Genomic DNA, 22664 nt, shown 5'->3' with positions numbered 1-22664 from the left:
GGTCGGTGACAGCGGCAGCGGCCGTGGTGGAGAGGATCAGTGCCGCCACCGCGCTTACGAATTTCCTCATCGATCGAACGTCAGTCGCTGGCCGCGGACGCTTTCATCCACGGTCTTGCCGTCCCACACGCGCTGGCCGTTGACGAAGGTCGAGGCGATGCTGCTGCTGAAGGTTTCGCCCTCGAACGGCGACCAGCCGCATTTGGATAGCACTTCCTCGCGAACGACGGTGTGCTTGCGCTTGGGATCGACCAGGACGAGGTCGGCGGCATAGCCTTCACGCAGGAAACCGCGGTTTTCCACGTCGAACAGCTTGGCTGGCGCATGGCAGACGGCCTCGACGACGCGCTCCAGGGTCAGCTTGCCTTCGAAGACTCGCTCGAGCGCCGCCTGCAAGGCGTATTGAACCAAGGGCAGGCCGGATGGCGCCTTGTCATATTTCTGCGCTTTTTCTTCGAGAAGATGCGGTGCGTGGTCGGTGGCCAGAACATCCAGGCGACCTTCGGCGAGCGCCTTGGTGATGGCCTCGCGGTCCGATTCGTCCTTGATCGCCGGATTGCACTTGATCAGGAACCCGAGGCGTTCGTAGTCCGGCGCCGCGAAATGCAGGAAGTGCACGCAGGTTTCCGCAGTGATCTTCTTGCCTTCGATCGGGCCCGGCTCGAACAGGGCCAGTTCGTCGGCGGTCGAGATATGCAGCACATGCAGGCGGGTGCCATGTTTCTTAGCGAGCGAAATCGCCAGCTTCGTGGACTTGATGCAGGCCTCGCGCGAACGGATGAGCGGATGCTCGCGGGCGGGGATGTCCTCGCCGTAGACCTCATGGGCCTTGGCAAGGTTCACGTCGATCATCGGCGTGTCTTCGCAGTGCGTGATGATCGGCGTGGGCGCGTCGCGGAAGATGTGGTCGAGAGTTTCCGGATTGTCGACCAGCATGTTGCCGGTCGAGGCACCCATGAATACCTTGATGCCCGGAGCGGCCTTGGGATCGAGGGCACGGATGGCTTCGAGGTTGTCGTTACTGGCGCCCATGTAGAAGGCATAGTTGRCCCGAGATGTTTCGGAGGCCCGGGTGTACTTGGCTTCCAGTGAATCGCGGTCGAGCGCCGGCGGCTTGGTGTTCGGCATTTCCATGAAGCTGGTGATGCCGCCGGCCGCGCAGGCGGTGGACTCACTGGCGATATCGGCCTTCTGGGTGAGGCCCGGTTCGCGGAAGTGCACCTGGTCGTCGATCATCCCCGGGAGTAGCCACAGGCCCGACGCGTCGATCACCTGTTCGTCACGCTCTTTTTCCAGGCCTTGAGCGATGGTCGCGATTTTTCCATCGCGCAAACGTACGTCGGCAGTGAAACGGCGATTTTCGTTGATCAGTTCGGCGTTCTTGATGAGCCAGGCGTCAGTCATGGATATGTGCTCCTTGGGCGCCACATCGGCGCAGGACGAAATGATCGGGTACGGGGTCCATGCCACCTTCGCAAAAGGGCTGGCAACGGCAGATGCGCCAGGCGCCAAGCACGGAGCCGCGCACCGGACCGAAGCGGGCTATGGCAACCCGTGCATAATCGGAACAGGATGGATGGAACCGGCAGCGCGTCCCTAGAAGGGGGCTCAGCCATCGTTTATAGAGGGACAGAAGGAATAGTAGGAGGCGGGTCACTTTTCAGTCCGGGGTCGACCGGCGTCAGCCAGCCGACAGTATCCCAGAAGATAGGTTGCTGGGCTAACGCATCTGGGCTATAACACCCCGCCGCCACGGCCACCGAGGTGAAGGAAATGGCGAAAATCGCTCGTAGTTCCGCAACTGCCAAGGGCGCCGCCAAAAAGGGCGGAGCCGGTGATGTGAGTAAGGCCAGGACGGCTACGGCCGTGGTGAAAACAAAGACGCCGGCGAAGACCGCAGTCAGTGCCGCGGCTAAGCCCGCGACGAAGACCTCGGCCAAGACGGCTCCGAAGAAGGCCGCACCGGTGAAGTCCGCGCCTGCAAAGAGTGTTCCCGCGAAGCCGGTAGCCAAGGTTGCCGCCAAGAAGGCGCCCGCCAAGGCCGAGCCGGTCAAGGCAGCTCCCAAGGTTGCCACCAGGCCGGCGACGAAGGCGGCTGCAAAGCCCGACACGAAGCCGGTGGCGAAGGCGCCTGCCAAGAAGGCGGTTCCCGCCGCGCCAACGAAAGCCGCAGCGCCCGCAGTGACCGCGGCGGCTGCCAAGAAGACAACTGCGGCGCCGGCCAAGAGCGCCGCACCCGCACCCGCGCCGGTGGTGAAGAAAGTCACCCCGGCCAACGATGTCGCGCCGCCCGTCAAGGGTCGCACGGCATCGGCCGTTGCTGCTGTGGCACCCCGGACAGCGTCCGCGGTGGGCAGCGCTACCTCATCCAGAAACGAGAAGTCCGCTCAATCCAGCATGAACAGCACAGCTTCCAATACCGCCGATAACGGCATCACGCGCGAAGACGGCCGCTATGCGCTGCCCGCTTCGACTGTCATCGACCTGCCCAAGGGCTACAAGCCGGGCAGTGACGAGGAGTACATGAGTCCTCGTCACCTCGCTTACTTCCGCAACAAGCTCAAGGACTGGCGCGACCAGCTCGTCGAGGAGTCCCGCCAGACCATGGACAACCTCCGCGAGGAAGTCCGTGATGTGGGTGACGAGGCCGAGCGCGCTACGCGCGAGACCGAAAACYCGCTCGAGCTGCGTACCCGCGATCGCTACCGCAAGCTGATCTCCAAGATCGACAAGGCCCTGCGTCGGATCGAGGAAGGCCGCTACGGTTTCTGCGAAGAGACCGACGAGGAAATCGGTGTGGAGCGCCTCGACGCCCGCCCGATCGCCACGTTGACGCTCGACGCGCAGGAGCGCCGCGAGCACCTGCAGAAGCAGATGGGCGACTGATCGTCCCTCGCGCTTCGGCAACAAAAAAGCCCCGCCAGCGATGACGGGGCTTTTTTGTAGCAGGCCGTTGTAGGAGCCGATTCATCGGCGATCCCGCGGCAGCGGGCCAGTTCGACGCGAGCACCCATCGCCGCTGAAGCGGCTCCCACAGGGTCAGCGCAACCGGATCTCAGTCCGCCAGGGTCGCGGCAGCGTAGGCCTTGGCCTTGGCCAGCATGGCCGACAGGCCGTTGGAGCGGGTAGGGGAGAGGTGCTTCGCCAGCCCGATCTCCTGGACGAACGCCGGTTCCGTATCGACGATCTCTCGCGCCGAACGGCCGGAGTAGACGCGAAGCATCAGCGCGATCAGTCCGGAAACGATGGCCGAGTCGCTGGCGGCGTCGAAATACATCTTCGACGCATCCCCCGACGGAATCAGCCAGACCATCGACTGACACCCGTGCACGCGGTTCTCTTCGGTCTTGCTGGCGTCCGGGAAGGGCGCCAGCTGTCGGCCGAGGTCGATCAGGTACTGATAGCGCTCGGTCCAGTCGCTGAAGAAGGCGAATTCCTCGGCGATCGCGGCCTGGGCTTCTGCAGCCGTGGCTTCCTGGGGTTCGTTCATGCCTTCACCACACTCCAGCGCGTGCCTTGTGCGCTGTCTTCGATCGCGATGCCCAGGTCCTTGAGCTGATCGCGAATGGCATCGGAGCGGGCGAAATCCTTCGCGGCGCGGGCGGCGCGGCGTTCCTCGAGCAGGGCCTCGATGGCTCCTGCATCGATCGCTTCGCCTGGGTTGCCCTGGCGGAACCAGGCTTCGGGGTCTTCGGCGAGCAGGCCGAGCAGGGCGGCACCGCCAAGCAGGGCGGCCTTCGCCGAGGCGCGCTCCTCACCGGTGGCGCGGCGCGCATGGTCGGCCAACTGGGATATCTCGGCAAGGGCCTGGGGCGTATTCAGGTCGTCGCATAGCGCGGCCTCGACAGCCGGGGGTATCACCGGCGTACCGGCATCCACGTCGGCCATGTCGCGCAGCACGCCGTACCAGCCGTCGAGGGTGCGCACGGCCTGCGTCATGGCGGTATCGGACCAGTCCAACGGCTGGCGGTAGTGGCCGCGAAGCAGCATCAGGCGAAGCGCCTCGGCGGGGTGCTTGTCCAGCAGCTGATGCAACTGGAGCACGTTGCCCAGCGACTTCGACATCTTGCGACCGTCAAAGGTGAGCATCCCGTTGTGCATCCAGAATCGTGCGAATGGCTTGCCGCCGTGCGCGCAGACGCTCTGGGCGATCTCGTTTTCGTGATGGGGGAAGGTGAGATCGACGCCACCCGCGTGAATGTCGATGGTGTCCCCCAGATGGGCCTCGCTCATGGCGGAGCACTCGATGTGCCAGCCGGGGCGACCCCGACCCCAGGGGCTGTCCCAGCCAGGCAGCGTCTCGTCAGAAGGCTTCCACAGCACGAAGTCGCCCGGACTGTTCTTGTAGGGCGCCACTTCGACACGCGCGCCAGCGAGCAGCTCGTCCGGGTCGCGACCGGAAAGCGCGCCGTAGGCGGGGAAGGACTCGACGTTGAACAGGACGTGGCCTTCGGCTTCGTAAGCGTGTCCGCTGGCGATCAGCCGCTCGATCATGCGGATGATCTGAGGAATGTGATCCGTCGCGTAGGGCTCGACATCCGGCGGAGCCACGCCGAGACGCGCCAGGTCCTCGTTGTAGGCCTTGGCGTAGCGGCTGGTGATCTGCCCGATCGGTACACCCGCCGCCGCCGCCGCGTTGTTGATCTTGTCATCCACGTCGGTGATGTTCCGGGCGTAGACCAGCTTCGGGTAATGGCGCCGGATGAGGCGTGCCAGCACGTCGAAGACGACCGGCGGCCGGGCGTTGCCGATGTGGATGTAGTTGTAGACGGTGGGCCCGCAGACATACATGGTCACCCGCTGCGGATCGAGCGGGCTGAACGCTTCCGTGCGGCGCGACAGGGTGTTGTAGAGCGAGATCGGCATCGGGGATCCGTGGACGGGCGCGGCGGGCGGCCGGTCGGAGATATTAGCAAGCCCGGCGCGGCGTGCGGCACACGCGCGGCTCGGAATTCGGTTGACATGACTATGTGAAGGTCATCCCCGCGCCTCTAAGCGTGGATTCAGCGTGAACTTGATGAAATGCACCGGTAGGCGTTTTGTGCGCCTGGCTGGAGGTTCTCCTAAATGTCTCGCCTGCTTATCCCCGCGCTCATCCTCGCGGTTTTCGCTACCGGTGCCAGTGCCCAGGACGGTCGTTACGGCCCGCCCCCGGGTCCGCCGCCCGGTCCCGCCCAGGGTCCGGACGACAATACCCACTTCGGTTGGGCCGACGTCCTGCGCGTCGATCCGGTCTACGGCGTCGCGCGCGTCGAGACACCCCGACAGGAATGCTACGACCAGCCTGTCGTCCGACAGGAGTCCAGCGGTAATTCCGCGGCCGGCACCATTCTCGGCGCCGTGGTCGGCGGCGTGCTCGGCAATACCATCGGCAAGGGCGATGGCCGCAAGGCCGCCACCGTGGTCGGTGCGGTTGCTGGCGGCGCCGTCGGCAACAACATCTCCCACCAGGGCGACCGCACCTACCAGGGCACGGAAACCCGCTGCCGCGACGTCAGCTCGGTCTCCGAGCAGCGCCGTATCGCCGGTTACGACGTCGAATACCGCTACCGTGGTGAGGTCTACGTTTCGCGTTTGAACTACGACCCGGGCGAGCGTCTTCGCGTCCGCGTGAGCGTGGCGCCGGCTGACTGAGCCGGTTTCGCGCTGCGATCCGCCAGGAAGGCCGCGAGGAATCGCGGCCTTTTTTTGCTGGCTGTGGGAGCCGCTTCAGCGGCGATGGTGCTGCCGCGTCCCGGATGAAAGGTGGGCGCAAAAACGGACGCCGTGAATCCAGTCGATTGAAGTCCATGGAGACGCACTCGGGCCTCTATATCCAAGGCGCTATTCCACGCTTCTTGACGGGGGTCTAGGTTAAGACGCGTTGCATCACCGACGCCATCCGAGGGAAGCGAGATGAATGCGTTCATTCGAAAGGGATCTTTTTTACCGGCCGTGGCGCTGTTCGCTGCCTCGATTCACGCGCCAGGCGCTGCCGCCGCTTCGCTCACCAATCTTGGCCATAACGCAGGCGCCCAATGCGTGGCGTCGGATGTGAACGATAGCGGGATCGCCGCTGGCGCCTGCAGTGCACCGAACGGCACGGGGCCAACGGTCGCTTGGGTGGCCAACGGATCGGGAGGTGAGTTTGCCCTCGCACCCCTCGCAACGGGCCGTTCGTGCTCCGCCAGCGGCATCAGCAACAACGGGCTGGTCATCGGTGGCTGCGTCGATGCGAGCGGTGTCGGCTTCGCCGTGACCTGGACCGCGCCAGGGACGACGGTGGTGAAGCTGCTGCCGCAATCGGGCCTGCTCGGCCTTGGCGCGGATGTCAGCACCGAGGCGGCCGCCTTCAATGATCATGGTGATATCGCCGGAAGCAGTAACTCCGGCGCAGCCAACTCGACAGCGGTCATCTGGAAGGCGGGATCGACGACTCCTGTCACGGTGTCCAGTCCGGGGGACAACTGCGTACCGGTGGACATCGCGGAGCCCGTCGGGACGGCGAATCCCGAGGTGGTCCTCGACTGTCCGAACGGCACCGGCGTGACCAAGGCAGTCGTTGCCACGCCGACCGGTCTGCTTGGCGCGTACCTGATGACCACGCTCGCCCCGGCACCCGGTGCGTCCTATTGCGTGGCGCAATCCATCAACGTCTCTCGCAGGATCATGGGCACGTGCATCTTCCCCACGGCTCCCACCTCGCGAGTGGCCTTCTGGCAGCCACCAAGCACCACGGCCGTTGCACCGCCGATTACCTATAACGGCGTTGCGATAAAGACTTCGGGGGCGTTCCTGAACGACCTGGGGAATATCGTCTTCGCGTTTCAGACAGCCGACGGCAAGTCGAACGCTGCCTATATGGCTATCAATGCCAGCGGAACGGTGACCGCCGTTGACGCAATACCTGTGCTTGCGACGGGGAGGACGGTCCACGCGACGGGCTTTGGAACCTCCGATCTGGTCGTCGTGGTCGGGCACAACGCGGACGACCACATGCAGTCAGCCGTGTGGAATCCGGCGTTCCCTGCTGTGTTGTCGCCTGTTCCGCCGTTTTCCGGTGGCGGGCCGAGCAATGCCTTGTTAGCCGTGTCGAAAAGCGGTAACCAGGCCGCGGGTGTGGTCGAGGACAGCGCGCATGTCGCCGATCCGGTCGTGACATCGCTGCCATGAGCACAGCGACAATGTGCCTGAGGCGCCTGTCACTTGTGGTTCTGGCGCATCGGGCCCTTCTTGCGCGCCGCACCAAATCCCGGCATCATCGCGGTTCAACTTTTCCAGACCTTGCCGTGTCCCATACCGTCTACACCGCCGTCGTCTTCACCAGCGCCCGAATGGCCGCAGGGATGACGTCGCGTGCTCGTCGACCGTACATCGGATACTCGGCCGGGTAGGCTGTCGCGCGCTTTTCATACGCAACGACTAAAAAACCCGGCCATGCGCCGGGTTTTTTCGTTTCCAATTCCTGACTCCTGATTCTTCACTTCCTCCACGGCCCCCAAGGCCACCGACCGATCTGGACCGCCATGACCGTTCGCCACTTCCTCTCCACCCAGGATTACAGCCGCGCCGAGATCGACGCCCTGCTCGCGCAGGCGGCCGAGTTCAAGCGTTCGCGGCAGGGCCAGCAGATGGCCGGTAAGTCCATCGCGCTGATGTTCTTCAATCCGTCCATGCGCACGCGTACCAGCTTCGAGCTGGGTGCCTTCCAGTTGGGTGGCCATGCCATCGTGCTCTCGCCGGGCAAGGACGCATGGCCGATCGAGTTCGAGATGGGCACGGTGATGGACGGCGATACCGAAGAGCACATCGCCGAGGTGGCCCGGGTGCTGTCGCGTTACGTGGACATCATCGCTGTGCGCGCCTTCCCCAAGTTCGTCGACTGGCAGGTGGATCGCCAGGACAAGGTGCTCGAGTCCTTCGCGAAGTTCGCCACGGTGCCGGTCATCAACCTCGAGACCATCACCCATCCCTGTCAGGAGCTGGCGCACGCCATGGCGCTGCAGGAGCACTTGGGCAGCCTGCAGAACAAGAAGTACGTGCTGACCTGGACGTATCACCCGAAGCCGCTGAATACCGCGGTCGCCAACTCAGYGCTGTTGATCGCGACGAAGATGGGCATGGACGTGACCCTGCTGTGCCCGACGGCGGAATATATCCTCGACGAGCGCTACATGGACTTTGCCAAGGCCAACGCGAAAGAGAACGGCGGTTCGCTGCAGGTGTCGCATGACATCGAGTCGGCGTACAGCGGCGCGGACGTGATCTACGCCAAGAGCTGGGGCGCCATCCCTTATTTCGGCCGCTGGGACGAAGAGAAGGCGATCCGCGAAGCAAACAAGCACTTCATCGTCGATGAGGCCAAGATGGCCCTGACCAACAATGGTGTCTTCAGCCACTGCCTCCCGTTGCGCCGGAACATCAAGGCGACGGATGCGGTGATGGATTCGCCGGCCTGCATCGCCATCGATGAAGCCGAGAACCGCCTGCACGTGCAGAAAGCGGTGATGGCTTCGCTCATTTCGCAGTCGTCGGGCGAGAAGTCCGGCCTCGGTTTCTGATTCGCCTTCCTTTGTAAACGCCTTTTACTCAAGCCCTTTCCTTCGGAGCCTTCATGTCCAGCCAAGATATCGTTCTCGCCTTTTCCGGCGGCCTCGACACCAGCTTCTGCGTGCCCTACCTGATGGAGCGCGGCTATGCCGTGCATACCGTGTTCGTCGACACCGGTGGCGTCTCGGCTGAGGAGCGCGAGTACATCGAGCAGCGTGCGCATGAGCTAGGCGCCGCCTCGCATCGCACGGTGGATGCGTCGCAGGCGATCTGGGACAGCTTCGTCACGCCGTTGATCTGGGCCGGTGAGTTCTACCAGGGCCAGTACCCGCTGCTCGTGTCCGACCGCTACCTCATCGTCAAGGCCTCGCTGGAGCGCTGCGACGAGCTGGGCACGAAGTTCTTCGCGCACGGCTGCACGGGCATGGGCAACGACCAGGTGCGCTTCGACCTGACCGTGCGCGCGCTGGGCGATTACACGATCATCGCGCCGGTCCGCGAGATCCAGCGCGAACACACCCAGGTGCGTGCCTATGAGCAGACGTACCTCGAAGACAAGGGCTTCGAAGTCCGCGCCAAGACCAAGCACTACACGATCAACGAAAACGTGCTCGGCGTGACGATTTCCGGCGGCGAGATCGACGCCTGGGAAATCCCGGGCGAAGGTGCGATCGGCTGGTGTGCGCCGCGCGCCGAATGGCCGTCCGAAGCGCTGCGTGTCGAGCTTGGCTTCGAGAAGGGCACGGCGGTGTCGCTCAACGGCAAGCCGGCCTCGGGTCCGGAAATCCTCGCCTTCCTCAACCGCGAACTGGCGAAGTACGGGGTGGGTCGCAGCCTGTACACGGGCGACACCAATATCGGCCTGAAGGGCCGCATCGTGTTCGAGGCACCTGCGCTGACCGCCCTGCTCACCGCACACCGCGCACTCGAAGAAACCGTGCTGTCCAAGCAGCAGAACCGCTTCAAGCCGGAAATCGGCCGCAAGTGGACCGAAGTGGCCTACGAAGGCTTCTTCAACGATCCGATCAAGGCTGACCTCGAGGCCTACCTCGTTTCAACGCAGCGCAAGGTGGACGGCAAGGTCATCATCGAAACCCGCGGGGGTTCGGTGTACGCGATCAAGGTGGAGTCGAAGAACCTCCTGCATTCGTCCAAGGCCACGTATGCGCAGGCCGCCGACTGGGGCGTTGCCGAAGCCGAAGGCTTCATCAAGCTCTACGGCATGAGCTCGACGATCTGGGCGGAAGTCGACCGCGCGAACGGGAACTGATCCGGGACCATGGACAAGCTTCTCGAGGACACCCTGACCCATCTGCGCGCGCTGGTCGGTTTCGACACGCGTAATCCGCCGCGAGAGATCGGCACGGACGGTATCTTCGATTACCTGCGCGCAAACCTTCCGGGGTTCGACGTGCAGGTGACCGATTTCGGCGCCGGTGCCGTGAACCTCTACGCGGTGCGCGGCAAGCCGAAGTACCTTTTCAACGTGCACATGGACACGGTGCCGGATTCGCCGCACTGGACCGCAGACCCGCATCAGCTGCGGGTGACGGAAGACCGTGCGATCGGCCTCGGTGCGTGCGACATCAAGGGCGCTGCCGCGGCACTGGTCGCCGTGGCCAACGCGACGCAGGGCGATATGGCCTTGCTGTTGTCGACGGACGAGGAAGCCAACGACGCGCGCTGTATCGACGGTTTCCTTGCGACGCCGCGCGACTACGAGGCGATCATCGTGGCCGAGCCGACCAAGGGTGAAGCGGTGCTCGCGCACCGGGGCATCCATTCGGTGCAGATGCGTTTCCAGGGCAGGGCAGGGCACGCATCCGGCGAGCAGAAGCCGTCGGACAGCGCCGTTCACCAGGGCATTCGCTGGGGCGCCGCCGCGCTGGACCACGTCCAGAAGCTGTCGCATGAGCGTTTCGGCGGTCTCACCGGGCTGCGCTTCAACATCGGCAAGGTCGAGGGTGGCATCAAGGCCAACGTGATCGCGCCAACGGCGGATATCCGCTTCGGTTTCCGTCCGTTGCCGTCGATGGACGCTGACAAACTGCTCGAAACCTTCCGCACGCTGGTCGAGCCGGTCCCGGTCGAGTACGGCGAAACCTTCCGCGGCGATTCGCTGCCGGCGGGTGACACGGCGACGGCGGAAAGCCGCCGTCTCGCCGCTCGCGACCTCGCGGACGAACTAGGTATCACCGTCGGCAATGCCGTCGACTTCTGGACCGAGGCGGCGCTGTTCTCGAAGGCGGGCTACACCACCTTCGTCTACGGTCCCGGCGACATCGCCCAGGCACACAGCGCCGACGAATGGGTCCTCCTGGACCAGCTCGCGCATTACGCAAAGACCATCCATCGGATCGTGGACAGTGGACTCTAACAAGCACACCCGCAAAACGATCGTRCGCCTGCTGTCTTCGATGGGCAGTGCGCGTGAGATCCAGCAATACCTCAAGCGCTTCTCGCAGCTGGACGCAGCGCGCTTCGCCGTAGTCAAGGTCGGTGGCGCCGTGTTGCGCGACGACCTCCCGGCGCTCGTCTCGTCGCTGTCGTTCCTGCAGCAGGTCGGCCTGACCCCTATCGTGCTGCACGGCGCTGGTCCGCAGCTCGATGAGGAACTGTCGGCCGCCGGCATCGTGAAGAAGACGGTCGATGGTCTGCGCGTGACGTCGCCGGAAGCTCTGGCCATTGTCCGCCGCGTCTTCCAGGCGCAGAACCTGCGCCTTGTCGAGGCGCTGCAGGAAGTCGATACGCGTGCCACGTCGGTGCCCTCGGGCGTGTTCGCGGCCGACTTCCTCGACCAGGACGTGTTCGGCCTGGTCGGCAAGGTACGCGAGATCAACCTCGCACCGATCGAAGCCAGCCTGCGTGCGGGATCCATTCCGGTCATCGCCAGCCTTGGCGAGACGGACTCGGGGCAGATCCTCAACATCAATGCCGACTTCGCCGCGAACGAGCTCGTGCGCGTCCTGCAGCCGTACAAGATCGTCTTCCTAACGGGCACGGGCGGCCTGCTCGACGGCGATGGCAAGGTCATCGATTCGATCAACCTGTCGACCGAGTACGACCAGCTGCTCAAGCAGCCCTGGCTGCATTCGGGTATGCGCCTGAAGATCGAGCAGATCAAGGATCTTCTCGACGACCTGCCGCTGACCACGTCGGTGTCGATCACCCGGCCCGCCGAGCTGGCCAAGGAACTCTTCACGCACAAGGGATCGGGCACGCTGGTGCGGCGCGGCGAGCGCGTGTTGCGTTACGACTCGTGGGAGGGCGTGGACAAGGAGCGCCTTCGTGAGCTGATCGAATCCAGTTTCGGACGCCCGGTCGTGCCTGATTATTTCGAGCGCACGAACCTGTATCGCCTCTACGTCTCCGAGAACTATCGCGCGGCGATGGTGCTCACCGAGGACGAAGGCTTCGCGTATCTGGACAAGTTTGCCGTGCTCGACGAAGCGCAGGGCGAAGGTCTCGGCCGTGCGGTCTGGCAGGTCATGCGCGACGAGAACCCCAAGTTGTTCTGGCGCTCACGCCACGGCAACGCGATCAATCACTTCTACTACGCGGAGTCGGACGGCTGCTTCAAGCAGTCGCGCTGGAAGGTGTTCTGGTACGGCCTGGACAACTTCGCGGATATCGAACGCTGTGTGGCGCATTGCGCCACGCGCATCCCCACCTTGCAGGACTGACCGGTCATGGCAAACAAGACCATCGGCATCGTCGGCGCGCGTGGCCATACGGGCGCCGAGCTGATCAAGCTCATTGCGAACCACCCGCAGCTCGAGCTCGCCTTCGTTTCCTCGCGCGAGCTGGACGGGCAGCGCCTGGCCGATCACAGCGATGCCTACCGCGGTGAACTCACCTATACGAATCTTGACCCGGAGGCGGTGGCCGCGCAGGCCGTCGACGTGGTGATCCTCGCCTTGCCAAATGGCAAGGCGGCGCCGTACGTCGAGGCCATCGACAAGGCCGCCGGCTCCACGGTGATTGTCGACCTCTCGGCGGACTATCGTTTCGACGAGCGCTGGTACTACGGCCTGCCCGAGCTCTACCGTGACCGCTGGCGCGGCGAGAAGCGCATCAGCAACCCAGGTTGCTATGCGACGGCGATCCAGGTCTCGATCGCCCCTATCAAGGACTTGCTTGCGGCGCCGCCGGTATCGTTCGGTGTTTCCGGGTACTCGGGTGCCGGCACGACGCCGTCTGACCGCAACGACCCGGAAAAGCTGCGTGACAACCTCATGCCGTACGCCCTCACCGGGCACATGCACGAGAAGGAAGCGAGCCGCCATCTCGGTCTGCCGGTTGAGTTCATGCCGCACGTCGCACCGCATTTCCGCGGCCTCACGGTCACGACCAACCTGTATCTGGCGAAGCCGGCCAAGCGGGAGGAGATTGTCCTTCGCTTCGAAGCACGCTTCGACAAAGACAAGCTGATCCATATCGTCGATGAGGCGCCGTGGGTGAGCCAGGTGGCGCATAAGCACCACCTGGATATCGGTGGCTTCACCCTGTCGGCCGATGGCCGTCGCGTGGTCGTCGTCGCGACACTGGATAACCTGCTCAAGGGCGCCGCCTCCCAGGCGATGCAGAACGTCAATCGTGCGCTCGGCTTCGACGAGCTCACCGCCATCCCGCTCTGAGCGAAAGGACCTTACGATGACCCAGCCGCTCTGGCAGAAATCCGACACGCAGGTGGACGCGCGCATCATGCGTTTCCTCGCCGGCAACGATGTGGTGCTCGATCGCGAGTTCTTCCTGCACGACATCACCGCGAGTAAGGCGCATGTCGAAGGCCTTGCCAATATCGGTGTGGTCTCCGGTGACGAGCGCGATGCACTGCTTCGCGAGCTCGATGTGCTGGCCGCTGACTTCTCGGCCGGCCTGTTCGTGCTCGACGATCGCTTCGAAGACGGGCACTCCGCTATCGAGGCCCGCCTTACCGAGCGCCTCGGCGACGCCGGTCGGCGTGTGCATACCGGCCGTAGCCGCAACGACCAGATCCTTGTTGCCACGCGGTTGTGGCTGAAGGAGAAGCTGTCGACGCTGGAGACATTGTGTCGGCAGATCGCCGACGTGTGCCTGCAGCGGGCCGCCGGTGATTCCGTGCCGATGCCTGGCTATACGCATATCCAGCGTGCCGTGGTCTCGTCGACGGGCATGTGGTTCGCCGCGTTTGCCGAGGCTTTCATCGACAACACGCTGCGCGCCCGCCAGGCGCTCGAGCTGATCGATGCCAATCCACTGGGCACGGCAGCCGGCTATGGTGTCAACGTGGCCCTTGATCGTGCACACACCACGGCAGCGCTCGGCTTCGGTCGTATGCAGGTCTCGCCGATCTATGCCCAGCTCTCGCGCGGCAAGTTCGAGATGGCTGCACTCGATGCCGTCGGTACGGCACTGCTCGACACGCGCCGCCTGGCCTGGGACCTCTCGTTGTTCACCACGGCTGAGTTCGATTTCGTGAGCCTGCCGGGCGAGTACACCACCGGTTCGTCGATCATGCCGAACAAGCGCAATCCGGATGTGGTCGAACTCTTGCGTGCAAGCTACGCCAGCGTGGCGGCCGCGCGCACCGAGATCGAGCAGCTGCTCTCCTTGCCCTCGGGCTATCAGCGCGATCTGCAGTTCTCCAAGGGTTCGCTGTTCCACGGCTTCTCCATGGGCCTTGGCGCGCTCGAGCTCCTTCCCGACCTTCTGGCGCGTTTCAGCTGGAAGGCAGAGAAGATGCGCGCTGCGATCGAGCCGGCGATGTACGCGACGGACGTCGCCATCGAGGCGGCCGTGGCAGGTGTGCCGTTCCGCGATGCCTACCGTGCGGCAGCGGAGACGGCCGCCTCGTCAGGCGAAGGGCGGACACCCGAATCGAGCCTGGCCGCGCGCACCTCGCCGGGCGCCGGTAACGACCTTATGCTGGATACGCTGCGTGCGAGACTGGCAGCCCTTGCGGGCTGATGGTTGCCAGTCCTTGCGGGCTGATGGTTGCCAGCCCTGACGGGCTGATCGCCGATGATCCGGCTCCCACACAGAGCGCACCCCGCTCCACGTAGGAGCCGATTCATCGGCGAAGCTCTTCAAGCTCTCTGTGGGAGCCGCTTCAGCGGCGAATGGAATTACCTCAACACCAGGGAAAAACCATGCCCCAAGCATTCGCCCCACAAACGCTTCCCCGATGGCACCGCGCCGTGCTCAAGGTAGGCAGCAGCCTCCTCACCACCCCCGAGGGCGGCCTCACCGGCCGCCACGCCGAAGCCCTCGCGACCTTCGTCGCCCGCAGCCGCAGCGCCGGCCGTGAAGTCGTCATCGTCTCCTCCGGCGCGGTAGCGGCTGGGCGTGGCCTCGCCACGCCCGAGCGCGGCGCTGGGCTGACCGGCCGGCAAGCCCTCGCCGCTCTCGGCCAGACCCGCCTCATTGCCCTCTGGCAGACGTTCTTCGACGCACCGGTCGCCCAGGTCCTGCTCACCCACGACGACCTGCGCAATCGCCGCCGTTACCTCAATGCGCGCACGACGCTGCGCGAGTTGCTCGCCCTCGGCGCCATTCCCGTCATCAACGAGAACGATACGGTCGCGGTCGACGAGCTCAAGCTGGGCGACAACGACAACCTCGCCGCCATCGTGGCAGCCCTCGTCGATGCGGACGTGCTTTTCATTGCCTCCGACGTCGCAGGCTTGTACACGGCGAACCCCCGTACCGATTCGCTTGCACAGCCCATCGACGATGTCGCGGAAGTTACCGAGCAACACTTGGCCAGCGCGGGCGGCGCCGGTAGCGCGGCGGGCACCGGCGGCATGCGAACGAAGCTCGAAGCGGCAGGGAAGGCCGCAGCGGCCGGCATCGAGACCCTCCTTTTCGACGGCCGTGATGCGGCATGCATAGAGCAGTTGGCGGACGGGATCCTCACCGGCACGCGCCTGCGCGCGCCGAGGACACCACTGGCGGCCCGCAAGTACTGGCTGCGCCACGCGCCGCCGACAGGCAAGATCACGGTCGATGCCGGCGCCGGCGAGGCCTTGCGCTCCCGTGGCGCCTCGTTGCTCCCTGGTGGAGTGGTCGCGGCCGAAGGCGACTTCGCCCGCGGTGACGTGATTGATATCGCCGATGAACATGCGCCCTTCGCACGTGGCATCGCGCAGTACTCGGCCGCCGACGTGCGCCGCATCGCGCGGCGTCACACCCGCGATATCGAAACGACGCTCGGTTATAGCTACGGTGAGAACGTCGTCCACCGCGACGATCTCGTCGCCCTGACGCATTGACCGAGGCCCCGATGACTTCTTCCCTGCGTGACAAGGCGCTGGCCTGCCGGGACGCCGCGGCGGCAATCGCCGGCCTCGATACCGAGGCCAAGCGAAGCCTCCTTCATGCCATGGCGAGTGCACTTGCCGCGGACGTAAGTGTCGTGCTCGACGCCAACGCGAGGGACATGGACGCTGCCCGCGCGAATGGCACCAGTGACGCCATGCTCGATCGCCTGCGTCTGGATGCCTCGCGCATCGCCGGCATCGTCGCTGCGATCCGCGAGGTGGCGACCCTGCCGGATCCCGTTGGCATCACGACGCGACGCGAGACGCGCCCCAACGGCATCGTCGTTGAGCGTGTGCGCATTCCGCTCGGCGTGATCGCGATGATCTATGAGGCACGGCCGAACGTCACCGCCGATGCCGCCGCGCTGTGCCTGATGGCGGGCAACGCGGTGATCCTGCGCGGGGGTTCCGATGCCATGCAATCCAATGTCGCGATTGCGGCCGCGCTACGACGTGCGCTCAAGGCGAGCGGAGTGCCCGAGGCCGCCCTCACCCTGATCGACGATCCCCGCCGCGAAACGATGGTCGAACTGCTTCAGCTCACCGACATCGTCGATCTCGCGATTCCGCGAGGTGGCGAAGGCCTGATCCGATTTGTCGCGGAGCATGCGCGTGTGCCCGTGATCAAACATTACAAGGGCGTGTGCCACCTTTACGTTGATCGCGATGCTGATCCGGAGCTTGCACTGCGGCTGCTGGTGGATGGCAAGACCAGCCGCCCTGGCGTCTGCAATGCGCTGGAAACGCTCCTCGTGCATAAAGACATCGCGGCGAGCTTCCTGCCGCGAGCCTCAAGGGACTTGCGCGACCTGGGTGTCGAGATCTGTGGTGACGAGGCTACCCGAACGCTCGTCGACGATGCTGAGCCCGCCAGCGAAGACGACTACGCCGCAGAGTTCCTCGATCTCATCATTGCCGTACGCGTGGTCGACAGCCTTGACGACGCGATTGCGCATATCCGTCGTTATGGCTCGGACCACACCGAAGTGATTGCGACACGCGATTCCTATGCGGCGGATAAGTTCGTCCGTGCCATCCGCTCCGCCGTCGTCATGGTCAACGCGTCCTCGCGCTTCAGTGATGGTGGTGAACTCGGTCTCGGCACGGAGATCGGCATTTCAACCACGCGTTTGCATGCGTACGGTCCGATGGGTGCGGAGTCGTTGACAGTCGAGCGCTTCGTAGTTCGTGGGGTAGGGCAGGTTCGGCATCCCCGTTCAGAGTGAGGTGCTGACGTGAGACTTAAGGCGCGATCAGATGCTGGATAGTGACGACGAAACTGAGAAACTCTCGCGCTATTTCGTACGCAAGGGTATGAGTGACTGCAGCACGTCGGAGTTGATCAACCTCCTGACGGATGGCGATCAGATCGTGCGAAGTTCAGCCGGTTTCCTCCTTCATATTTCGGGCGGCGATAGCGAGGACTTCAATCGAATTGTCGGACTTACATCTCACGCCGACGCCTACGTGCGCGAAGTGGCCGCCTATGTGCTCGGCCAGTTCGGGACGCCTGATTATCCGTTTCGCTCGTTGAGCGTTCCGCTACTGTCGCGCATGGCGCACGACACGGACGACGAGGTCCGACTCTCGGCGATATCGTCTCTCGGGCATCTTCGGGGGGATGACGCCTGGGACGTGATCCTTTCGGCAGCGACGGACACGTCGCCCGACGTGCGATGGGTCGTTGCCTTCCTGTTGGAATTCATGGACGGGTCGGAACGCTCCGTTGCCGCACTAACGGTTCTCGCAACGGACCCTGATTCCGATGTACGCGCCGCAGCTCAAGAAAGCCTCGACGCCTTGCGGCACGGATATGACTTGATATGACGTTCAGGCTCGCCCCCAAGGCATCCAAACTACGTACCGGTCTGGGTGCTCCCGCTTAAGTCGGCCGACCAAGGTCCGTGCGTATCCGCTCGGCCACGTCGATCATGGCGTACCACGCCCGCTCAACCGCATCCGCCAATGCATCACGATCAAGCGCCACTGTCTCCGCACGACCGCCTTCGTCAGGGATGTATTCGATGAGTACCCGCTGCCCATCTATCCACGCCTGATCGCCCGCGAGAAAGAGCGGATCCTCGAAGCTGCCCATGCCGGGTTCGGGCGGCATCGCGAAGGCGGTGCGGCTGTCGCGTGGGGCGTGACGCAGAAGCTCGATCACTCGCTCGTACGAACCGTCCTCATCGTCGAGTTCGAACGCGATACTGTCCATACGTGAGCCCGCGTAAAGCTCTATCGACCCGGTGAAGATGGCATGTGTCGCGTAGCCGTCGAGGCGGATACGTGGATTCTTCAACACGCTGCGTAGTGCTGCGATGTAGCGTGAGGTGACATCCGGATGCTCGCGCAGCCAGACGCTGCTGACATCTTCGATGGCCGTGACGTGACCGTCCGACGTCGCTTCGATGCCGCGGTGTGACACCGTCGCAGGACGGTCGGGCAAGGCGACGGGCAAACCACCCGCCTTCAGACCCAGCATCACGCGCCCGGGCGCGACACGCAACCAATGCGTCACCGCCTGCACGGCAAACCCATTGCCCCGTTCGCTATACGGCGCCGGAAAGAGCTCCTGCGCGCTCACGCCTGCGTCCCGCGCCACGCTTCGATCGCTTCCACGGCGCCCAGGCAATCCGCGAAGCGGTTGTACAGCGGCGTGGGCGAAAGACGGATGACGTCGGGCTCGCGCCAGTCACCGATGATCCCCTGCTGTTCGAGATAACCGAACAAGGCACGTCCCGCATCACGCCCGGCACGCACGCGCACCGAAAGCTGCGCACCACGCTGCAAGGGATCGTTCGGCGTGACGATGTCGAGCGTCTCGTCGAGTCGGCTACGAATGAGCCAGTCGAGGTAGGCGGTGAGGCGGCGGCTCTTCGCCACCAGGTTGTCGATGCCTGCACGCGTAAACACATCCAGCGACGCGCGCAGTGGCGCCAGCGCGAGGATCGGCGGATTCGACAGCTGCCAACCGTCCGCACCCGGCGTGGGCACGAACTGCGGGCCCATCTGGAAGCGCGTGGACTTGTCGTGGCCCCACCAGCCGGCAAAACGCGGTACGTCGGCGTTCGCGTGGCGCTCATGCACGAAGCAGCCGGCGACTGCACCGGGACCGGCGTTGAGATACTTGTACGTGCACCACACCGCAAAATCCGCGCCGCTGTCGTGCAGCGCCAGGGGCAGGTTGCCTACCGCATGGGCCAGATCGAAACCGACGAGACAGCCCTGCGCACGCGCCAGCCTTACGATCGCGGCGAGGTCGAACACCTGGCCGGTGCGGTACTGCACCCCCGGCAACATGACGAGCGCCACTCGATGCCCATGCTCCGCAATGGCTTCCTCGATGGCCGCCATCGACAGCGTGCCGCCGGGGCCATCAGGCTGAATCTCGATCAGATCCGTCGAAGGATCGAAGCCATGAAAACGCACCTGTGACTCAAGCGCATAACGGTCGGTGGGGAACGCGCCGGCTTCCATGAGGATGGCCGGGCGCTCGGCGGTGGGCCGATAGAAGCTCACCATCATCAGGTGCAGGTTCACGCCCAGCGTGTTCATGGCAACGACTTCGTGCGGCTGCGCGCCGACCACCTCCGCCATCGCGTCACGCACGTACTCGTGGTAATGCATCCATGGCGAACGGCCGCGAAAATGCGCCTCGACCGCCAGCTCCGACCAGTCGGCCAGCTCCGCTTCAACCGCCGCCCGAACACCCTTCGGTTGCAGGCCCAGCGAGTTGCCGCAGAAGTACAGGGTTTCCCGCCCGTGGTGCGGCGGGATGTGGAATTCGTCGCGGAACGCGCGCAGGGGATCGGCCGCATCCTGGGCTTGGGCCCAACCGCGCGTCGCTTCGAAACCGGTCATACGTTGACTACCTTGGGAATCAGGAGGGCATACGGGCTGCTACTTCGGCGCAACCCTTGTCGAACGAGGCATTCCACTTGGCATCGCCGGTCGGGCGGACGCAGCGGAGCTGGATCGCATAGCCACCACTGTAGAAATAACGCTCGAAGTAGTCGAGCTTTACCTTGCCTTCCTTCGCCGTGTACACGTGCTCGGTGGGCGAGGTCGCCTTGCCGGCGGCGTATTCGGTCAGGCCGGAGGCGCGGCTACGCATGTTTCCCGAGAACTGCTGGAAACCGTTGAGGTTGGGCACCTTCTGGAGGGTGATCGACACCCGCGCCAGTGTCGCGTCCGCCCCGGTGGAACCGGGTACCTGGAATACCTGGGTCTCCGTCTCGCCTTCGGACTGCATGATCGGCACCCAGGTATCGGGGACGGACACGTGGAGGGCACCGCCCGCCATGGATACATCGGCGGCCGTCGCGAACGGGCTGGCCAGCAGGAAGGCAAACGGAATGGTACGCAGGAGGCGTTTCACGATCAGGGGTTCCCCGTAGAGGCCGCGGCGGCGCGGCGCAACGCGGGCATTCTTGCACAGCGTCCTGTCGTGCATGGCCCGCGACAGTGTGCGTTGCGTCACGCGACGGCGGACATGGTCTGGAAGCGCGACAGAGGGATACCCAGCCATTCCAGGGCCGTTCCGTGGAACAGCCGCGCCCGGGAGGTGTCGTCGAGCCCGAGGGCTTCGATGCCGCTGCCTGGCTCCTGTTCCCCCAGGGGGAATGGGTAGTCGGTGCCGAGCATCACGCGGTCGGTGCCGGCCACCTCGAGCAGGTAACGCAGCGCGGCGTCGTCGTGCACGCAGGAATCGAAGTACATCCGCGAGAGATACTCGCGTGGGTTGCGCGCGTTGTCGGTGGCGACGAGGTCCGGACGCATACGGAAGCCGTGCTCGATACGGCCGATGGAATAAGGGAAGCTGCCGCCGCCGTGAGCGAGCATGATCTTCAGCGATGGCAGGCGTTCGAGTACGCCGCCGAAGATCAACGCGCAGGCGGCGCGGGATTGTTCGGCGGGCATGCCGACCAGCCAGGGCAGCCAGTACTTGGGCATCGTGTCGGCGCCCATCATGTCCCACGGGTGGACGAGCACGGCGGCGTCGAGGTCGGCGGCGGCCTCGAAGAACGGAAACAGCTCCGGCGCATCGAGGTTCCACTCGTTGCAGTGCGAGCCGATCTGCACGCCCTGCAGCCCGAGCTCGTCGATGCAGCGCTCCAGCTCGCGAATTGCCAGCGAGGGCGACTGCAGGGGTACCGTGCCGATGCCCGCGTAGTGGCGCGGGTGGTCCTGGCAGACCCGAGCCATGTCGTCGTTCAGATGCGTGTGCAGCTCAAGGGCCTGATGGCCCTTCGCCCAGTAAGAGAACATCACCGGCACCGTGGAGACCACCTGGACGCCGACGCCGAAGCGCGCGTAGTCGGCGATCCGGTGCTCCGCGTCGAAGGCGGACTCCCAGACTTCGCGGAAAAACCGCCCGTCCTTGTAGATCCGGTGGTGACCGCTGGAATGGGTCATCACGGGGAAGCGGTCGTCGCCGTAGCGGGCCGCGAGATCGGGCCAGTCACGGGGCAGGATGTGCGCGTGGGTGTCGATCTTCAGCATGGGGTCGAGTGTAGCGCCGGCGGGGGCCGGGGACCTCTCGCGCTGCAACACGCCGGCGCCGGCGCGCCGTATCGGTGTCAGGTGGGCGTGACGGAGCGCCGGGTAACCACATGCGCCACCGTATCCACGTTGTCCGTCAGGCGGTCCGTGAGCCGCCCTATCGCGTCGGCCAGTTCCCGGTCCTTCGTCCGGGCCAGGGCCTGCACCAGCGCCCGCTGGTGCTCGCGGAGGTCGGGCGGCACCGTCGCGCCTTCGGCCACGGTGAGGGCCTCACCCTGTTCGCGCAATGCCATCGAAGCCTCGCGGATGAAGGGCCCGACATGGACCCATTCCTCCGGGACGTCGTCGACATCGATGAGGGCTTCCAGCGTCATCGCCGTACGCGCCAGGCGGTTGCCGTTGGCGTAGAGGGTTTCGGCCAGTTCCTGCAGCACTGCGGGCGTGCCGGGCTCGGCGCGCAGGCGGTCGACCGAGGCCTGCGCATTGGTGCGCGCGGTTCGGGTGGCATTGCGCACCTGGTGCCGTGTGCCGCGATCTGCCGGCTCGACCAGGGTGTCGAGGTAGTCCGCATAGGCGACGAGCATCTCCGACAAGGCGATGCGCGCACGGCTACGCTCCCACGACGGCCACAGCACGTAGGCCAGCAAGGCCATGGCGCTGCCCAGCGCGGTATTGAGCACGCGATCGGACATCGCGTTGAACGGATCGACGCCTTCGAACGAGAGCAGCACGACGACCGTGCCGGTCAGTGCGGCGACAGCAATGCCGTAATGCGCCCCGGCGAGGTAGCGGAAGGCCACGCACAGTACGCCCATCACGGCGATATGCGCCCAGACCACGTCCGGTGTCAGTCGCAGCACGAAGGTGGTCAGCATGAGGCCGAGCACCGTGCCGACGACACGCAGCAGGCCGAAGTTGAAGGTGGCGGCGAAATCCGGGCGGAGCACGATGGCAGCGGTCATCGGCAGCCAGTAACCATGTGGCAGGTGGAAATAACGCGACACGGCGAAAGCCAGCGTGAGCACCACCGCGCAGCGCACGGCATGACGAAATGCCACGGAGTGCGGCGTGATATTCGCTCGTAGCGTGGCCAGCGGCGACGCGCTGCGCAACGTCTCGGGGAGGCTGGTTTCCGCACGTTGGGCGCGTTCTTCACCGCGGCTGCCCGCCCAGTTCGTATTGCGGACCACGGCGGCGAGCTGGCCCGACAGCGCCTGGATGTGGGCACCGATGCCCGTGCCGGTCGTGCCGGCCAGGAGAGCGCGTTCGCTTGCCTGAAGCGTCGCCAGCGCGCGCTCGGCGCGTTGCGGCGGCTCCGCCGCGTCGAGGGCG

The 22664-nt window shown here is 64.9% G+C and carries 22 protein-coding genes; 12 read left to right on the top strand and 10 right to left on the bottom strand.

Annotated elements, in window-relative coordinates; all coding sequences use genetic code 11:
• Nucleotides 1-66 precede the first annotated feature (66 nt).
• Entirely contained in the window at nucleotides 67-1404 is a 1338-nt protein-coding gene (locus AC1DSN_RS05615) for a dihydroorotase (RefSeq protein ID WP_477329885.1), read from the bottom strand.
• Nucleotides 1397-1657, bottom strand: a complete 261-nt coding sequence (gene yidD, locus AC1DSN_RS05610) for a membrane protein insertion efficiency factor YidD (RefSeq protein WP_082879195.1) — start codon at nucleotides 1655-1657, stop codon at nucleotides 1397-1399. The genes AC1DSN_RS05615 and yidD overlap by 8 nt, the downstream gene beginning before the upstream one ends.
• A gap of 116 nt (nucleotides 1658-1773) precedes the next feature.
• Here yidD and dksA point away from each other — a divergent pair, with 116 nt between their 5' ends.
• Nucleotides 1774-2886, top strand: a complete 1113-nt coding sequence (gene dksA, locus AC1DSN_RS05605) for an RNA polymerase-binding protein DksA (protein ID WP_477329883.1) — start codon at nucleotides 1774-1776, stop codon at nucleotides 2884-2886.
• 169 nt (nucleotides 2887-3055) lie between these two features.
• On the opposite strand, the gene AC1DSN_RS05600 is transcribed toward dksA, so the two are convergent.
• Together AC1DSN_RS05600 and cysS are read right to left on the bottom strand one after the other, a co-directional pair.
• Nucleotides 3056-3490, bottom strand: a complete 435-nt coding sequence (locus AC1DSN_RS05600; protein ID WP_063572870.1) for a SufE family protein — start codon at nucleotides 3488-3490, stop codon at nucleotides 3056-3058.
• A complete protein-coding gene (gene cysS, locus AC1DSN_RS05595; protein WP_063572871.1) occupies nucleotides 3487-4866 on the bottom strand; it encodes a cysteine--tRNA ligase in 1380 nt (459 codons plus the stop codon). The genes AC1DSN_RS05600 and cysS overlap by 4 nt, the downstream gene beginning before the upstream one ends.
• A gap of 201 nt (nucleotides 4867-5067) precedes the next feature.
• On the opposite strand from cysS, the gene AC1DSN_RS05590 reads away from it, so the two are divergent.
• Complete coding sequence (locus tag AC1DSN_RS05590; protein WP_213948402.1) at nucleotides 5068-5634, top strand: glycine zipper 2TM domain-containing protein; 567 nt, start codon at nucleotides 5068-5070, stop codon at nucleotides 5632-5634.
• A gap of 261 nt (nucleotides 5635-5895) precedes the next feature.
• Nucleotides 5896-7152, top strand: a complete 1257-nt coding sequence (locus AC1DSN_RS05585) for a hypothetical protein (protein WP_477297018.1) — start codon at nucleotides 5896-5898, stop codon at nucleotides 7150-7152.
• 130 nt (nucleotides 7153-7282) lie between these two features.
• On the opposite strand, the gene AC1DSN_RS05580 is transcribed toward AC1DSN_RS05585, so the two are convergent.
• Complete coding sequence (locus tag AC1DSN_RS05580; RefSeq protein WP_157503863.1) at nucleotides 7283-7441, bottom strand: hypothetical protein; 159 nt, start codon at nucleotides 7439-7441, stop codon at nucleotides 7283-7285.
• Nucleotides 7442-7505: 64 nt separating this feature from the next.
• On the opposite strand from AC1DSN_RS05580, the gene AC1DSN_RS05575 reads away from it, so the two are divergent.
• From AC1DSN_RS05575 to AC1DSN_RS05535, 9 genes are all read left to right on the top strand, one after another.
• Complete coding sequence (locus tag AC1DSN_RS05575) at nucleotides 7506-8540, top strand: N-acetylornithine carbamoyltransferase (RefSeq protein ID WP_477329880.1); 1035 nt, start codon at nucleotides 7506-7508, stop codon at nucleotides 8538-8540.
• Between the two features lie 53 nt (nucleotides 8541-8593).
• Nucleotides 8594-9799: an argininosuccinate synthase gene (locus tag AC1DSN_RS05570; RefSeq protein ID WP_213948400.1), complete on the top strand. Its 1206-nt coding sequence runs from the start codon at nucleotides 8594-8596 to the stop codon at nucleotides 9797-9799.
• 9 nt (nucleotides 9800-9808) lie between these two features.
• Complete coding sequence (locus tag AC1DSN_RS05565; protein ID WP_477298016.1) at nucleotides 9809-10906, top strand: acetylornithine deacetylase; 1098 nt, start codon at nucleotides 9809-9811, stop codon at nucleotides 10904-10906.
• Nucleotides 10896-12212, top strand: a complete 1317-nt coding sequence (locus AC1DSN_RS05560) for an acetylglutamate kinase (protein WP_063570828.1) — start codon at nucleotides 10896-10898, stop codon at nucleotides 12210-12212. The genes AC1DSN_RS05565 and AC1DSN_RS05560 overlap by 11 nt, the downstream gene beginning before the upstream one ends.
• 6 nt (nucleotides 12213-12218) lie before the next feature.
• Entirely contained in the window at nucleotides 12219-13166 is a 948-nt protein-coding gene (gene argC / locus AC1DSN_RS05555) for an N-acetyl-gamma-glutamyl-phosphate reductase (RefSeq protein ID WP_063570829.1), read from the top strand.
• Between the two features lie 16 nt (nucleotides 13167-13182).
• The gene (locus tag AC1DSN_RS05550) at nucleotides 13183-14478 is read left to right on the top strand and encodes an argininosuccinate lyase (protein ID WP_063570830.1); all 1296 of its coding nucleotides are present in this window, start codon (nucleotides 13183-13185) and stop codon (nucleotides 14476-14478) included.
• Between the two features lie 182 nt (nucleotides 14479-14660).
• Nucleotides 14661-15782, top strand: coding sequence for a glutamate 5-kinase (gene proB, locus AC1DSN_RS05545; protein ID WP_477297170.1), 1122 nt, complete (start codon nucleotides 14661-14663; stop codon nucleotides 15780-15782).
• Nucleotides 15783-15793: 11 nt separating this feature from the next.
• The gene (locus AC1DSN_RS05540) at nucleotides 15794-17056 is read left to right on the top strand and encodes a glutamate-5-semialdehyde dehydrogenase (protein ID WP_477329878.1); all 1263 of its coding nucleotides are present in this window, start codon (nucleotides 15794-15796) and stop codon (nucleotides 17054-17056) included.
• A 31-nt stretch (nucleotides 17057-17087) separates the two neighbouring features.
• Complete coding sequence (locus AC1DSN_RS05535; RefSeq protein ID WP_477329876.1) at nucleotides 17088-17657, top strand: HEAT repeat domain-containing protein; 570 nt, start codon at nucleotides 17088-17090, stop codon at nucleotides 17655-17657.
• Between the two features lie 55 nt (nucleotides 17658-17712).
• Here AC1DSN_RS05535 and AC1DSN_RS05530 read toward each other — a convergent pair whose 3' ends face one another.
• From AC1DSN_RS05530 to AC1DSN_RS05510, 5 genes are all read right to left on the bottom strand, one after another.
• Nucleotides 17713-18414, bottom strand: coding sequence for a hypothetical protein (locus AC1DSN_RS05530; RefSeq protein ID WP_477295711.1), 702 nt, complete (start codon nucleotides 18412-18414; stop codon nucleotides 17713-17715).
• Nucleotides 18411-19691, bottom strand: a complete 1281-nt coding sequence (kynU, locus tag AC1DSN_RS05525; protein ID WP_213948392.1) for a kynureninase — start codon at nucleotides 19689-19691, stop codon at nucleotides 18411-18413. Before kynU ends, AC1DSN_RS05530 begins: the two co-directional genes overlap by 4 nt.
• Nucleotides 19692-19710: 19 nt before the next feature.
• Nucleotides 19711-20208, bottom strand: a complete 498-nt coding sequence (locus AC1DSN_RS05520; RefSeq protein WP_477295708.1) for a hypothetical protein — start codon at nucleotides 20206-20208, stop codon at nucleotides 19711-19713.
• A gap of 98 nt (nucleotides 20209-20306) precedes the next feature.
• Nucleotides 20307-21332: an amidohydrolase family protein gene (locus AC1DSN_RS05515; protein ID WP_477295706.1), complete on the bottom strand. Its 1026-nt coding sequence runs from the start codon at nucleotides 21330-21332 to the stop codon at nucleotides 20307-20309.
• 77 nt (nucleotides 21333-21409) lie between these two features.
• A partial coding sequence (locus AC1DSN_RS05510) for an FUSC family protein (protein ID WP_477329874.1) occupies nucleotides 21410-22664 on the bottom strand: 1255 nt, incomplete at its 5' end.

Source organism: Luteibacter sp. P4_D7_3 (assembly GCF_056401735.1).
This window is presented reverse-complemented; position numbering and strand designations above follow the sequence as displayed.

What these genes read in the sequence shown, in the direction of transcription:
- AC1DSN_RS05600 (WP_063572870.1), bottom strand. Translation starts at nt 3,490, where the DNA reads ATGAACGAACCCCAGGAAGCCACGGCTGCAGAAGCCCAGGCCGCGATC.
- cysS (WP_063572871.1), bottom strand. Translation starts at nt 4,866, where the DNA reads ATGCCGATCTCGCTCTACAACACCCTGTCGCGCCGCACGGAAGCGTTC.
- AC1DSN_RS05590 (WP_213948402.1), top strand. Translation starts at nt 5,068, where the DNA reads ATGTCTCGCCTGCTTATCCCCGCGCTCATCCTCGCGGTTTTCGCTACC.
- AC1DSN_RS05585 (WP_477297018.1), top strand. Translation starts at nt 5,896, where the DNA reads ATGAATGCGTTCATTCGAAAGGGATCTTTTTTACCGGCCGTGGCGCTG.
- AC1DSN_RS05570 (WP_213948400.1), top strand. Translation starts at nt 8,594, where the DNA reads ATGTCCAGCCAAGATATCGTTCTCGCCTTTTCCGGCGGCCTCGACACC.
- AC1DSN_RS05565 (WP_477298016.1), top strand. Translation starts at nt 9,809, where the DNA reads ATGGACAAGCTTCTCGAGGACACCCTGACCCATCTGCGCGCGCTGGTC.
- argC (WP_063570829.1), top strand. Translation starts at nt 12,219, where the DNA reads ATGGCAAACAAGACCATCGGCATCGTCGGCGCGCGTGGCCATACGGGC.
- AC1DSN_RS05550 (WP_063570830.1), top strand. Translation starts at nt 13,183, where the DNA reads ATGACCCAGCCGCTCTGGCAGAAATCCGACACGCAGGTGGACGCGCGC.
- proB (WP_477297170.1), top strand. Translation starts at nt 14,661, where the DNA reads ATGCCCCAAGCATTCGCCCCACAAACGCTTCCCCGATGGCACCGCGCC.
- AC1DSN_RS05540 (WP_477329878.1), top strand. Translation starts at nt 15,794, where the DNA reads ATGACTTCTTCCCTGCGTGACAAGGCGCTGGCCTGCCGGGACGCCGCG.
- AC1DSN_RS05535 (WP_477329876.1), top strand. Translation starts at nt 17,088, where the DNA reads ATGCTGGATAGTGACGACGAAACTGAGAAACTCTCGCGCTATTTCGTA.
- kynU (WP_213948392.1), bottom strand. Translation starts at nt 19,691, where the DNA reads ATGACCGGTTTCGAAGCGACGCGCGGTTGGGCCCAAGCCCAGGATGCG.
- AC1DSN_RS05515 (WP_477295706.1), bottom strand. Translation starts at nt 21,332, where the DNA reads ATGCTGAAGATCGACACCCACGCGCACATCCTGCCCCGTGACTGGCCC.